Origin of the sequence: Promicromonospora sp. NPDC060271 (genome assembly GCF_042726755.1) — a bacterium.
Taxonomy (GTDB): Bacteria; Actinomycetota; Actinomycetes; order Actinomycetales; family Cellulomonadaceae; genus Promicromonospora.
Map to the genome: position 1 here is coordinate 1 of NZ_JBHXBG010000142.1, position 13,945 is coordinate 13,945.

Genomic DNA, 13,945 nt, shown 5'->3' on the forward strand with positions numbered 1-13,945 from the left:
CCCCCAGGTCACCCGAGTGACCTGGGGGTCTGACAACTGCGGGAGCGTCTGACAGCTCAGGTCAGCAGGCGCCCAGGTCCTGCCACACTCCCCACTCGCCGGTGGTGCCCGGTGTCTGGCCCTGCGTCCACCACTTGGCACGCCACTCGTGCCCGGCGTGCGACACCGTGTTGCCGCCGACGTAGACGGTCGACGCGCTCCAGGCCGCCGCGGTGCACTCCTCGACCGGGTCCGTCGGGTCGGTCGGGTCCGTCGGGTCCGTCGGGTCCGTCGGGCTGATGGCCGGGTACGCGTTGGCGACCAGCATCTCGAACTGCGCCTGGAACCAGTGACCCGACAGCGGCGCGCCCGGCAGGGCGCCCGTGAGCTTCCCGCCCAGCTCGCTGGACGAGTACGTCGGGTCGCACATGCGGTCGAGCCGCTTGCCCTCGTCGTTCGGGATCTCGGTCGAGGAGCCGTCCGACTCGCCCGGGGGCTTCACCCAGACGTAGGCGTCGAGGTGGGACTCGGGGTAGCCCGACGGCGTGACGGTCGGCCGCTCACCGATCCCCGCGCCCGACGGGTTGCACCAGGCGCCCCGGTGGTTGCGGCGGTCCACCTTGGACTGGTTCACGTAGGTGTTGAGATCGGTGGACGTGCTGACCGCCGTCGGACGGGCCGAGCCGCCCCAGCCGTTACGGCTGGTGTCGATGAGCATGCCGATGCTCGACGGTGCGCCCTGCGCGACCATCAGGTCGTAGAGGTGCGCCGTCCAGTCGGTCTCGTCGAAGTCCGGGTTCCACTCGTACCAGCTCGCCGACCGTACCTGGCCGCCGCCGACCTGAAGCTCGGGGTTGGGCAGGAACGGCTCCACGAGCGGCGTGGTGTTCGCCGTGTTGGTGATGAAGCCGGACACGGCGGACCACCCGTAGGTGCCGCCCTCGATGACGTCGGCGAACTCCTGGGCGGCTCCGGTGGCGTTGTTCGGCCAGCCGAGCCAGCCCGAGTGGCCGGCGTCGATGTAGGAGTACACGTTGCCGACCTCGTACAGCTCGGTCAGCGCGTACCGCACGCCCTCGCGGTAGTACGGCGCCGAGGCAGCGCAGTCGGCGTCGGACTGGTTGGTCACCAGGTTGGGCAGCGAGTCCGGCTCGATCGTGGCGACGATCCGCAGGTTCTCGTACTCGGGCTGGTTCAGCAGCGCGGCGATCGGGTCGATGTACTCGGTCTTGTACCGCTGCATCCCTGCCGCGGTGGCCGGCAGCTCACCGTTCGAGGCGAGGGCGTGGCAGTCGCGGCCCGGCAGGTCGTAGATGACCACGTTGAACACCAGGGGTGCGCCACCGGACTGGGCGTCCGCCTGGTCGAGGTGCCACTCCAGGCCGTGCTGGCGTTCGGTGCCCGCGATCGCAGCTATCCGGTCCATCCAGACCGACGTCGGCTCGTCGGCGATGGCCCGCATGTCGGCGGCGACGTCCGCGTTGCCGACCTGGCCGGCGGCCGTCTCGACCAGGTCCGCCCAGTCCGGGTTGACGTACTGCTCGGCCCCGACGAACGGGTTGTCCACGAGCGCGACGGCCGGCGCACTCCCGGCGACCAGCGCGGGAGCTGCGAGGAGCGCACCCACCGCTGCCGCCGCGACGGTGCGGGGCCTGCGTGGGCGGGATCCGAGTGGGGATGTGCCGCGCATGCGGCGTTGTGCTGTAGACACGGTGACCTCCGTTGGCCGTACCGGGCGCGTCCCGCACCGGCACAGGATGCCTGGCGAACCGCGCACCGCAGCGGCTCGTTCCGCCGCGGCATGTCGATACTTTGCCTACCGTTTGGTTCGGGCAGAACGGCCTTAAACGATTTGGTCGCCGGCCGGTGGCGCGGTCGAGCCGCGTACGACGAGCCTGCCCACCGGCACGGTGCCCGACGGCGGCGCCTCGCCCTCCGTGGGGTCGACCCCCACCGCGCGCCGGGACACGGCGGTGCCGAGCGCCGCGCGCAGGGCCCAGCCGGTAGCCCGGCCGAGCTCCTCGACGGGGTACGGCACCGCGGTGAGCGAGGGCGTCGTCAGGTAGCACGCCGGAGAGTCGGTCCCTGCCACCACGGAGAGGTCCCACGGCACGCCGAGGCCCAGCCGCCGGGCGACGTCCAGCACCAGCCCGGCGGTGGCGTCGTCGTCGGTCACGATCGCCGTGGGCCGGTCGCTCGCCGAGAGCAGCGGGCGCAGCGCCGCCGACGCCCGCTCCGGGCCGTCGCCCGCGACCGTGTGCAGCTCTATGCCGTACCGGACGAGGGACGCCTCCAGGGCGGCGGCGCGGCGGACCGGCGCGAGCAGGTGCTCCGACCCGGCGACCATCGCGATCCGGCGGTGCCCCAGCTCGGCGAGGAAGACACCCACCTGAGCGAAGGCGTCCCCGTCGTCCAGCACCACGTGCTGCCAGGTGGCGGGGGCGCCGTCGGCGACGGCACCCACAACGACGGTCGGCGCGGGGAGCGTGCGCAGGGCGGCGAGCCGGGCGTCGTCCCTCCGGACCCCTGTGACGACGAAGGCCGCGTAGCGGCGTTCGGTCCACCAGCGGTCCATGAGCTGGGCGGCGTCCGCCGGCGACTCCGCGACGTGCACGGCGAGCGTGAGCGTGTCCGGTCCGAGGGTCTGCAGCGCGCCCGTCACGAGGTCGAGCGGGAACGCGGCACGCGTGCCGAACGGCTGGTCGTGCACCACGACGAGGGCGGCGGCCGCCGGACCGCTGCGGAGCGACCGGGCGGCCGTCGCGGGACGCCAGCCCAGCTCGTCCGCGACCCGGAGCACCCGTTCACGGGTCGTCGGCGAGACCCCGCTGCGCCCGTTCAGGGTGTACGAGACGACCGCCGTGGACACGCCGGCGGCTCTGGCGACGTCAACAATCGTCGGTCGGCGCCGATGAGTCGAAAATTCTGACAGTTCCGGATCATTCGGTCGCGACGTTGGGACCATAACCACGTAGCATGCACCCTCGGGTGAATTTTGCACAACGTCAACGAAGACGGGTGTATTTGCATGTTTATCGGAAAGCGCAGGTATGTGATCGGGGTGCTGTCCCCGGTCGTCGGCGGCTACTACTTCGGCCGGGTGCTCGCCGGGATCGCACGCACCCTCCGACCGGACGGGCACCGTGTGGTCGCCGTGCAGACGTACCCGGCCGACCTGGAACGCGAGCAGTTCCCGGACCGGCCACCAGGGACGGCGTCCGTGAGCCTCGGCCAGGTCGACGGCGTCATCGTCATCACCTCGGCCGTGAACGAGGCGACGCTGCTCCAGATCGAGGAGGACGGCACGCCGGTCGTGCTGATCAGCGGACGCACCACGAGCATCGACGCCCCGGTGGTGACCCCCGACAACGAGGGCGGCACACGCGCCGCCGTCGAACACCTCATCGCGCACGGACACCGGCAGATCGGGTTCCTCGGCAGCCTGCGGCAGGCCGACATAGTCCAGCGCCACGAGGCCTACCTCGCCACGCTGCTCGCGCACGGCATCACGCCACGGCCCGAGTGGCTCTACCGCACCGCCGACAACCAGGAGGCGAGCGCCGCCACCGTCGCCCAGGCCGTCGTGGGCGGTCCGGGGCTGCCGACGACGGCGACCTTCGCCGCGACGGACCGCAACGCGATCGGGTTCTCCCGCGCGCTGCAGGCCCAGGGCCTGTCGCTCCCGGGCGACCAGGCGATCGTCGGGTTCGACCACTCGGAGGCGGGCGCCCGTGTCCGGCCCCGGCTCGCGTCGGTGGACCCGCACCACGACCAGGTCGGGGAGCTCGCCGTCTCGCTGCTGCTCGCCCGGATCCGGGGCGAACGCGTAGCCGGTCAGCACCTGTCGCGCTCGACTCTCGTGACGCGCGAGTCGTGCGGCTGCCTCGACGCGCGAACGGGCGCGCTCGTCGAACGACTGCCCGCCCAGGAGGGTTCGACGGCGTGGCGGCGGCTGGGCGAGGTGGCACGCGCGACCTTCGACGGGGCCGAAGCCCGCCTCGGACCCGGCGCCGACCTCGACTCGTGGCTGCGCGGCGTGCAGCGCGTGTTCCGGAGCGCGGCGGCCCTGGGCCAGCCGCCCACGCAGGCCACGCTCACCAGCCTGGCCGAGAGCACCCGTGCGCTACGGCCCCACCCCGAGGCGATCGAGCAGCTCATCCCCGCGCTGCGGTCGGTGGAGGAGGAGTTCCACCAGCAGGTCAGACGCGGACAGGTGCCGACCGGCGGCGATCCGGCGGCCAAGACACCCCGCACCCCCAGCCGGGCCGCCCGTGCCCGCGCGGTCACGCAGACCGCCACCGACGTGCTCGTCGCCTTCAGCGCCGGGTGCACGCAGACCCTGCTGGCCCGGTCCGGCCGGCTCGAACGCACGATCACCGACCAGTACGAGCTCGACCTCGACCTGCTGCACGCCGACGGCCGAGCGATCCGCGCGCTCACCTGGCTCCCCCGAGGCCACTCCGGCCCCGCCACGCTCGCCCTGTGGACCGGCTCCGAGGGAGCGCCGGCACCCGGCGCGTCGCCGGCGTCCGGCCCCGTGAACGGGGCACGCACCCTCGAGATCGTCGGCACCACCGCGGCGTCCCGCAAGGCGACCGCCCTGGTGGGCACGCAGGTGCCGGTGAGCAAGTTCCCGCCGCCCGCACTGGCCGGCGAGGGCGTGGTGTTCGTCGTGCCCGTGACGTTCGACCAGAGCGACTGGGGCATGCTCGCGATCGGCGGCGGCGTGGACATCCACGCCACCAGCTCCCGCGACAAGTTCGACCACTGGGCGGCGATGGTCGCCGTCGCGCTCGACCGGGAGGACCGCCTCACCTCGCTGCAGCGGCAGCAGGCGGCGCTCGCGGAGGCCGCGGCCAGGGAACGGGCGCTCGTGCTCGACCTGCGCACCGAGGTCGAGCGCAACGCCCTGGTCCAGGACGTGGCGCTGGAGGGCACCTGGGACTGGGACATCGCGACGGGCCAGGTCTTCTACTCCCGCACCTGGCGCGCCCTCGTCGGCCTGCCCGACGACGCCACGTGCACGGGCATCGAGGAGTGGACCGGACGGGTGCACCCCCAGGACGTGCGGACCGTCCAGACGGCGATCGCGCGGCAGCTCGCGGGGGCCGCCGAGCCGCTCGACCTGGAGCACCGGCTGCTCGCCGCCGACGGCCGCGAGATGTGGGTGCGCTGCCGCGCCACCACCGTCACCGACGACGCGGGCGTCCGCGCACGCATGATCGGCGTCCTGATGGACGTGACGGGCATGCCCGTGCGCGAACGCCGGGGGGTGACGAGCTAGGGCCGCACGACCCGCGGAGCTGCCGCGCAAGGGAACCGGGAAGGCAGCACGACCTTGCGCAACCGCGGACCGTCGTGCAATGTTTGCGCCAACATAGGAGTCGGACCGGCACAGCCGCCTCGATTCCTCGGACGGCGGCGCAGCGACGCGCCCCCAGATCGGAGTCCTCATGACACGAGCAGTCCGTACCGGCACCCTTGCGGTCGCCGGCCTCCTCATCGCGGCATCGGCGGTGGTTCCCGGTACCGCCGTCGCCGCCCCATCGGTCGGGCCGTCCGGCACCAGCGAGTTCCGCGGGGTCAACTGGGCGGACCCACGCGACAACTACGCGGACGACGAGGTCGTACCCTCCGGTCTGAGCACGGAGGACGACTACGGCACGACGTACGCCAAGGCGACCGACATCCTCCTCGAGTTCCGGCACGAGACGCGCGCCAACACGGTGCGGCTGCCGATCAACCCCTCGAGCGTCGGCACCGACTGGTGGGACTCGTACCAGGGCGCCATCGACTCCGCCACGGACAACGGGTTCAAGGTCATCCTCAGCTACTGGGAGGCGGACAGCGCCAAGGACGGCCTGGCCGACGACCCCGCCGCCTTCGACGCGATGTGGGACACGGTCGTGGCGGAGTACGGGCGAAACCCGAAGGTGTACTTCGAGCCCATGAACGAGCCGTTCGGCTACACCCTCGACCAGTGGGTGGACCTGACCGCCGGGTGGCTGGACGACCACGACGACGTGCCCCGCGGTCGCGTGATCATCTCGGGGACCGGCTACAACGACGACGTCACCGGTGTCGGCGCGGCCAGGGAGCTGAAGGGGACGCTGCTCTCGCTGCACTTCTACGGTTTCTGGGCCGACCACACGACCGAGGACGAGTGGAAGGCGAACCTGCTCCCGCGCCTCGGCGGGTACGGGTGGCGCACGGTCGTCAGCGAAGCCGGCTCACCGATGACGACGGGTCTCAACTACGGCAACCACGAGGGCGACGTCTACACCTCGTACCTCGGCGCGCTGACCGAGGTCGCCAGGGACCAGGGCATCGGGGTCGTCTACTGGCCCGGCCTCCGGACTGGTGACGCCTACACCCTGACCGAGGTCGTCGGCGACGGCGACCTCGAGGTCACCAACGCCTCGGGGCTGGCCCAGATCCAGTGGGGCTGGCGGCTGCTCAAGAAGGAGGTCCTGAACGACCTGCCGCCCGCACCGCCGGGTGAGCCGCTGGTCAGCGTCCAGCACGGCGTGTGCGTCGACGTCCCGGGCTTCTCGACGACGGCCGGCACGCAGCTCGGCCTGTGGCACTGCAACGGGGGCGGCAACCAGTCGTTCGACTGGACCGCGGACCGGCAGCTCACGGTCTACGGCGACATGTGCGTCGCGCCGAGCGGCGCACCCGCCGCCGGCGGCACGCTCGTCATCGCCGACTGCACTGGCACGCCCGAGCAGCAGTGGGAGCTCAGCGCCGACGGGACGATCAGCAGCGTCGCCGACCCGGCCCTGTGCCTCGCCACCCCGGCGGACTCCTGGGGTCTCACGCTCGCGAGCTGTGACGCCACGGCGGCCACCCAGCAGTGGCGGCGCACGGCGTAGCCGCACCTGGCGCGGGCGGCCCTGCCGGACCTCCGGCGTGGCCGCCCGCCCTGCCCCTGCCCCTGCCCCTGCTACGGAACCGTGATCTCGCCGCGCTCCGCCTTCAGCGCGATGTCCGTGCGGTGGTGCGATCCCTTGAGGTCGATCTTCGCGACCCCCTCGTAGGCCCGGCGCCGGGCGTCGGCCAGGTCGGTGCCGAGGGCAACGACGGACAGCACGCGGCCGCCGGCGCTGACCAGCTCGCCGGTCTCGGAGCGGCCGGTACCGGCGTGCAGCACGTGCACGCCGGGCAGCGCCTCGGCCTCCTCGATGCCCGTGATCGGGTCGCCCGACCGGGCGTGCTCGGGATAGCCCTCCGACGCGACGACGACCGTCACCGAGGCCTCCCGGCGCCAGCGGAGCGGCTCCAGCCCGGCGAGCTTGCCGAGGGCCGCCGCGAGCATGACCTCCGAGAGCGGCGTCAGGAGCCGGGCCAGCACGGACTGCGTCTCCGGGTCGCCGAAGCGCGCGTTGAACTCGACCACGCGCGTGCCCCTGCTGGTGAGCGCGAGCCCCACGTACAGGACGCCGGAGAACGGCGTGCCGCGCCGCGCCATCTCGTCGACGGTCGGCTGGGCGACGCGTTCCACCACCTCGTCGACGAGACCCTGCGGCGCCCAGCCCAGCGGGCTGTAGGCCCCCATGCCGCCGGTGTTGGGACCCTCGTCCTCGTTCCCGACGCGCTTGAAGTCCTGCGCGGGGACCAGGGGGACCACCTTCGCGCCGTCGGACACGCAGAACAGCGAGACCTCGGGTCCGTCGAGGTACTCCTCGACCACCACGGTGCCACCGCCCGCGAGGCATGCCTCGCCGTGGGCCAGCGCGGCCTCGCGGTCGTCGGTGACCACGACGCCCTTGCCTGCGGCCAGGCCGTCGTCCTTGACCACGTACGGGGCGCCGAACGCGTCCAGCGCGGCGGCGAGCTCCGTGACGTCGGTGCACACGTGCGCCATCGCGGTCGGCACGCCCGCCGCGGCCATGACCTCCTTGGCGAAGGACTTGGAGCCCTCGAGCAGGGCGGCCTCGCCGGACGGCCCGAACACCGGGATGCCTGCCGCCCGGACGGAGTCCGCGACACCCGCGACGAGCGGCGCCTCCGGCCCGACGACGACGAGCTCCGCGCCCACCTGCTTGGCGAGCGCCGCGACGGCCGTCCCGTCCAGCGGGTCGATCTCGTGGAGCGTGGCCAGCCCGGCGATACCCGGGTTGCCCGGCGCCGCGTGCAGCTCGTGGGTGGCGGACCCGGACGCGGTCTCCCGGTGCAGGGAGTGGACGATGGCGTGCTCGCGGGCACCGGTCCCGATGACGAGGATCTTCACTGTGGCAGAGGGCTCTCTTGGTGGGTCTCTTGGTGGGTACGGCTCAGCGGCTGTGGATGAGGTCGTGGACGGGGATGATCTCGTCGCGCTTCGGGCCGACGCCGATCGCGGAGATCCGGGTGCCCGACATCTCCTCCAGCGCCTTCACGTACGCCTGGGCGTTCGGCGGCAGGTCCTCGAAGGCGCGGGCCTTGGAGATGTCCTCCCACCAGCCGTCGAGCTCCTCGTAGATCGGCTTCGCGTGGTGGAACGCCGTCTGGTCGGTGGGCATGTCGTCGTGGCGGACGCCGTCGACGTCGTAGGCCACGCAGACCGGGACCTTCTCCATGCCGGTGAGCACGTCGAGCTTGGTGAGCACGATGTCGGTGAGCCCGTTGATGCGGGTCGCGTAGCGGGCGATGACGGCGTCGTACCAGCCGGTGCGGCGCGCGCGGCCCGTGGTGACGCCGTACTCGCCGCCGGTCTTGCGCAGGAACTCGCCCTTGTCGTCGAACAGCTCCGTGGGGAACGGGCCCTCGCCGACGCGGGTCGTGTACGCCTTGATGACGCCGATCACGGAGTCGATCCGGGTGGGCCCGACGCCGGACCCGGTGACCGCGCCGCCCGCCGTCGCGCTGGACGAGGTGACGAACGGGTAGGTGCCGTGGTCGATGTCGAGCATCGTGGCCTGGCCGGCCTCGAACAGCACGTTCTTGCCCGCGTCCAGCGCCTTGTTCAGCTCGACAGCGGTGTCGGTGACCATGGGCCGCAGGCGGTCGGCGTACTGCAGCAGCTCGTCGAGGGTCTCGTCGACCGTGATGGCGCGCCGGTTGTAGACCTTCACGAGCAGGTGGTTCTTCTGGTCCAGCGAGCCCTCGATCTTGGCGCGCAGGATCTTCTCGTCGAACAGGTCCCACATGCGGATGCCGACGCGGTTGGTCTTGTCGGCGTACGCCGGGCCGATGCCCCGGCCCGTCGTGCCGATCCGGCGCTTGCCGAGGAACCGCTCCGTCACCTTGTCGATGGTGCGGTGGTACGGCGCGATGATGTGCGCGCTGCCCGACACGAGCAGGCGGGACACGTCCACGCCGCGCGCGATCAGCGCGTCCAGCTCCTCGAACAGGACCTCGATGTCGACCACCACGCCGTTGGCGATGACCGGCACGACGCCCGGCGACAGGATGCCCGACGGCAGCAGGTGCAGGGCGTACTTCTCGTCGTCGATGACGACCGTGTGCCCCGCGTTGTTACCACCGTTGAACTTGACCACGTAGTCGACGCGGGAGCCCAGGAGGTCCGTCGCCTTTCCCTTGCCCTCATCGCCCCACTGGGCCCCGACGAGCACGACGCCTGGCATGGATCTCCACCTTCTCGGATTGCTCGGGTCGCCCGCGTCGTGCGCACGATGGCGCCCGCGGGCCGCGCCCGAGTCTACTTCGTGGTGGACGTGAGGGCGCGTACCTCGTCCACGGACGTGCCGGAGTCGACCAGGAACTTCGCGCAGCGCTCCGCCTCGTCCTCCTCGCCGATGAGGTGCGCCGCCTCGGAGAGCGCGAGGAGCGCGCGGAGAAAGCCCTGGTTCGGCACGTGGCTCGCCGGGACCGGGCCCTGCCCGCGCCAGCCGGCGCGCCGCAGCGCGTCGAGGCCGCGGTGGTAGCCGGTCCTCGCGTAGGCGTAGGCCTCGACGTTGCCGGAGGCGCTGCCCGCGGCGAGCGCACCCTCCGCGAGGACCGCCCAGACGAGGGACGACGCCGGGGTCTGCGCCGCCACGACCACCGGGTCGTCACCGCTGGTCAGACGCTCACGGGCGGCCGGGAAGTCGTCGGGAAGCAGGGTGGGGGCCGGGCCCTGCAGGAGATTGCCGTGGGTGCTCATGCTCAGATCCTCACACTTTTGGGCCACGCACGGACAAACCAGGCCGCACCGGATTGCCCTCGACGGCACCGGAGACGGTGAATTTTGCCTTTCATCCGGTGCGATCGGGCAACAGTCGTTACGCTCGACACATGATCGAGATCGCGACGTCTCCCACGACGACGACGCTCGTGATCGCCGGCGACCTCGACCTCGCCGAACGAGACCAGTTCCCGGAGATCGCAGCGCGCGTCGTCGGCCTGCGCCGACAGCTGCTCGTGATCGACATGTGCCGGGTCACGTTCATGGACTCGACCGGCGCTGCGTTCCTCATCTCCCTGGCCGACGCCGGCCGGAAGCGGGGCGGCGCGACAGTGATCCGCGGGGCGGACGAGCGCGACCTGTTCGTGCTCGAGGTGTGCGGGGCGATGGAGCTCTTCCGTATCGATGACGAGCACTCGTGCGAACCCTCCGCTCCCGACTCGGGCTTCGCGGTGATGACGTCGCGGGACGACGACGGTTCCCCGTTGTCCCACCGGGACGTCTCCACCGCGTAAAACGTTATCCACCGCGCTCCGCTACGGAAGTAGTCGCGACACTGAGCGATTGCGCCCGATCCCGCACCCCTTTTCGGGCACGTTCACGCGCTGTGATGCCGCCACGGGGGACTGAGTGATTGTGCCCGGACGGGGGTGTGGGACTGGGCACAATCGCACGCCCCGGCGCCCTACTTCGGCGGTGTGGGCTGGCGGCGGAGCTTTGCCCAGACCAGCTTGCCGCTGCCCGAGGGGCGCCAGCCCCACTCCGCGAGGCGGTCCACGATCTGCATGCCAAACCCGCCCAGGCGGTTCGGGTGCCCGTCGGTCGCCACGGGCGGGGCCGGGTTGTTGTCCTCGACCTCGATCCGCAGGCCGTCGCCCGTGTCGTACAGCCGCAGCGCGATGTGCCCCCAGCCGTGCAGCACGCCGTTGGCCACCAGCTCGGACACGACGAGCTCGGCCTGGGCCGACTCCTCGATGCCCCACGCCTGGCACGTACGCAGCACCGCGTGCCGGGCCCGGCCGATCGAGGACGGCTCGCTCGGCAGCATCCAGCGCCGCCACCGCGGCGACAGGGCGGTCTCGCCGGCATCGCCGGTCGGGTCGGGGATCCGCACCACGACGATCGCGACGTCGTCCTCAGGCGCGTCGGCCAGGCGGGAGAGCAGCTCCTCGCCCACGCCGGCGGCGTCGCGCGCCGTGATGGCCGACGCCGTCTCCAGCAGGGCCTCCAGCCCCAGCCGCAGCGACCGGTCGCGCCGCTCGATCAGGCCGTCCGTGTAGAACAGCAGCGTGTCACCGGGCTGGAGGCGCGCCTCGCCCGTCGTCCGCTCGCGCGACCCGAAGCCGACGAGCGCACCGCCGCCCTCGTCCAGCTTGATCACCTGCCCACCCCGCAGCAGGAGGGGCGGCAGGTGCCCCGCACGCGAGTAGCCGATGGTCCAGACGTCCGGCTCGTCCTCGCGCTTCAGCGAGGCGTACACCATGCTTGCCGAGCGCGGTATGCCCATGCCCGCGACGAGCTGGTCCACGCGTTCGAGCACACGGCTCGGCGTCGACAGCTCGAACGCGTACGAGCGCACGACGGAACGGAGCTGGCCCATGGTCGCGGCCGCCTCGACGTCGTGCCCGACGACGTCACCGATCACCAGGCCGACGAGGTCCGGCGAGATCTGCAGCACGTCGTACCAGTCGCCGCCCACCTGCGCGTGCTCCGCGTTGGGGGCGTAGTACGTCCACACGTCGAGCCCTGCGACGTCCGCCTGCTCCGGGAGCATCGCGCGCTGCAGGGTCTCGGCGAGGCGGTGCTCGCGTGCGTACATGCGGGCGTTGTCGATGGCGCTGCCCGCGCGGCGGGCCACGACCTCCACGACGGTGCGCAGCGTGTCCGGCTCGTCGGCCTCGACGTAGTCGCCGGGCTCGTCCTCGTCCGGGACGATGACGACCAGCCCGAGCACGTCCCGCCGTCCGGCGACGGGGTGCACCACCACGGAGTCGGGTGCCTTGCCGAGCTCGTCGGCGAGGCGCAGCGTGAGGTCGCGCTGCAGCCACCCCGACGCCGAGTGCGGCGCGTGCGGGATGTCGAGGTGCAGCAGGACGGGGCCGTCGAGCACGCCGTCGAGCACGTCCTGGACCGAGTCGACGACCTCGAGGATCGGCATGGGGCCGGTGGTCACGGAGTCGCCGAGTGCGTCGACGGAAGGACGGCGGCGCAGGGACTTGTCCGCAATGTTGTCGCCCTCGATGTACCGCGCGTGCCTGCGTCCGCGGCCGCTGGGCGGCGCCGCGACGTCGATGCCCGCCGCGTGCTTGAGGCCGTCGTCGTTCACGTAGAAGCCCGCCCAGCGCACCATCGACTGGAGCAGCTCCGCGATGTCGCGCAGGGCGTACGGGTACTCGAGGTCGGTGAGGATCTCGGTGGTCTGCGCGATGAGGTCGAGGTCCTCGCGCTGCTGCCGCTCGACCTCGAGGCTCGCGAGCTGGGCCGCGTGCCGCTCCATGTGGTCGGAGACGTCGACACTGAACCCGATCCAGTGCGTGATGCGGTCACTGTGGCCCGCGCGGGCAGGGGTGAGCGTGAGCTGGGCCCAGCCGTTCGTGCCGCCGCGCAGGTGGGACCGGACCGTCGTGTGGACCTCCTGGCCCGCGTTCACCAGCTCGGTCATGCGCTCGAGGTCCTGCGGCTCGACGAGCATCTCGCCGAGGCGACGCACCGTGTACCCCGCGAAGTCGGAGAACCGCACGCCCGCGTAGTGCTCGAAGGCGCTGTTCGCCCACAGCATCGGCATGCCGTCCTCGGTGGGCCCGGTGAGGAACACGGGAATGCCCACGTTGACCGCGGCACGCAGGATCACGTCGCCGATCGACGGCGGCAGGGGGCGCGGGATGCCGGTGCTCGGCGCGTGCCTGCGCGGTTCCGCGCCGGACGTCCGGTGGGCGCCGAACGGCGGGTTCGACGGGATGCTCCGGGGCACGCTCGCGGCGGCGGGAGTCGCGGGCAGGCCGGCGTCGAAGCCGTCTCCGTCAGGCGTTCCGTTCGACACGCCGTCGGTTCTGCCGTTCGTCGTCCCGTCCTGGGTGGGACCGAGGCCGAATACGGAAAGGCCAGGGTGCCGCGGCGGCGGAGAGGACGGTGTTAGACCGGATGAATCGGTCAAAATGCCCTCCCAACGGTGTCTCTTGCACGAGGTGCTGTTCCAGCAGGACATTCAACCGTAGATTGGGACGGTCCGAGATCTGAACCTCAACCTCTATCATCGGACCGACACAGCGCCACGACCACTGCTCCCGGAAGGAGAACCGTGCAGGACGGAACTTACGACCCCCCGCGCGGTCCGCAGGGCGGGAGCCCCCAGGACCCCGGCCATAAGACCCCCGAGATCGGCGACCCCGCCAGCATCCACGTCATCGTGGGCCGCTCGCGTGCGCGGATCGTCCTCTCCGGGGAGATCGACGCCGATATCGGCGGTGATCTGCACGAGGCCACTGCCGCGGCCGAGGAGTCACGCCTCCCGGTCGAGATCGACGCGCACCACGTGACCTTCATGGACTCCTCGGGCGTCGCGTTCCTCGCGCGCCTCGCGAGCCGCAGCCCGCACCGGGTACGCGTGCTGCGGGCACCGCCGACGGTGCGCTTCCTGCTGGAGGTGACCCGGATCGGCGACCTCCTCGACATCGTGGACGAGGACCCGGGCTTCGAGCTGGACGACGACGGTCCGTCCGGCCCGCCGCCGTCCGGCGACGCGCCGGCCCCGGCAGGTGTGGGCGGCCCGCCCGCCTCCTGACGCGGCACGCGCGCGACCCGCGCCTCCCGCGGCCTGAATGATCGGTAAAAGGTCAGGTGATCGGCAGTTCAGACTGC

10 protein-coding genes are annotated in these 13,945 nt (G+C 72.0%); 4 read left to right on the forward strand and 6 right to left on the reverse strand.

Going from position 1 to position 13,945, the window contains the following annotated elements; translation table 11 throughout:
- Positions 1-61: 61 nt before the first annotated feature.
- Entirely contained in the window at positions 62-1,690 is a 1,629-nt protein-coding gene (locus ACFWE2_RS19310) for a glycoside hydrolase family 6 protein (protein WP_377225835.1), read from the reverse strand.
- 132 nt (positions 1,691-1,822) lie between these two features.
- A complete protein-coding gene (locus tag ACFWE2_RS19315) occupies positions 1,823-2,944 on the reverse strand; it encodes a LacI family DNA-binding transcriptional regulator (RefSeq protein ID WP_377225836.1) in 1,122 nt (373 codons plus the stop codon).
- A 63-nt stretch (positions 2,945-3,007) separates the two neighbouring features.
- On the opposite strand from ACFWE2_RS19315, the gene ACFWE2_RS19320 reads away from it, so the two are divergent.
- Positions 3,008-5,263, forward strand: coding sequence for a substrate-binding domain-containing protein (locus tag ACFWE2_RS19320; protein WP_377225837.1), 2,256 nt, complete (start codon positions 3,008-3,010; stop codon positions 5,261-5,263).
- 169 nt (positions 5,264-5,432) lie between these two features.
- Complete coding sequence (locus ACFWE2_RS19325; protein WP_377225838.1) at positions 5,433-6,854, forward strand: ricin-type beta-trefoil lectin domain protein; 1,422 nt, start codon at positions 5,433-5,435, stop codon at positions 6,852-6,854.
- Between the two features lie 71 nt (positions 6,855-6,925).
- Here ACFWE2_RS19325 and purD read toward each other — a convergent pair whose 3' ends face one another.
- The 3 genes from purD to ACFWE2_RS19340 all read right to left on the reverse strand — a co-directional run bounded on the left by purD (position 6,926) and on the right by ACFWE2_RS19340 (position 10,066).
- On the reverse strand, positions 6,926-8,212 hold the full coding sequence (gene purD, locus ACFWE2_RS19330; protein ID WP_377225839.1) for a phosphoribosylamine--glycine ligase: 1,287 nt from the start codon (positions 8,210-8,212) through the stop codon (positions 6,926-6,928).
- A gap of 43 nt (positions 8,213-8,255) precedes the next feature.
- Positions 8,256-9,548 (reverse strand): adenylosuccinate synthase, encoded by a 1,293-nt coding sequence (locus ACFWE2_RS19335; RefSeq protein ID WP_377225840.1) that lies wholly within the window; start codon positions 9,546-9,548, stop codon positions 8,256-8,258.
- Between the two features lie 74 nt (positions 9,549-9,622).
- Positions 9,623-10,066 (reverse strand): DUF3151 domain-containing protein, encoded by a 444-nt coding sequence (locus tag ACFWE2_RS19340; RefSeq protein WP_377225841.1) that lies wholly within the window; start codon positions 10,064-10,066, stop codon positions 9,623-9,625.
- 131 nt (positions 10,067-10,197) lie between these two features.
- Here ACFWE2_RS19340 and ACFWE2_RS19345 point away from each other — a divergent pair, with 131 nt between their 5' ends.
- On the forward strand, positions 10,198-10,602 hold the full coding sequence (locus tag ACFWE2_RS19345; RefSeq protein ID WP_357503776.1) for an STAS domain-containing protein: 405 nt from the start codon (positions 10,198-10,200) through the stop codon (positions 10,600-10,602).
- A gap of 170 nt (positions 10,603-10,772) precedes the next feature.
- On the opposite strand, the gene ACFWE2_RS19350 is transcribed toward ACFWE2_RS19345, so the two are convergent.
- Positions 10,773-13,127, reverse strand: a complete 2,355-nt coding sequence (locus ACFWE2_RS19350; RefSeq protein WP_377225842.1) for a SpoIIE family protein phosphatase — start codon at positions 13,125-13,127, stop codon at positions 10,773-10,775.
- A 258-nt stretch (positions 13,128-13,385) separates the two neighbouring features.
- On the opposite strand from ACFWE2_RS19350, the gene ACFWE2_RS19355 reads away from it, so the two are divergent.
- Positions 13,386-13,868: an STAS domain-containing protein gene (locus ACFWE2_RS19355; RefSeq protein WP_377225843.1), complete on the forward strand. Its 483-nt coding sequence runs from the start codon at positions 13,386-13,388 to the stop codon at positions 13,866-13,868.
- Positions 13,869-13,945 lie beyond the last annotated feature (77 nt).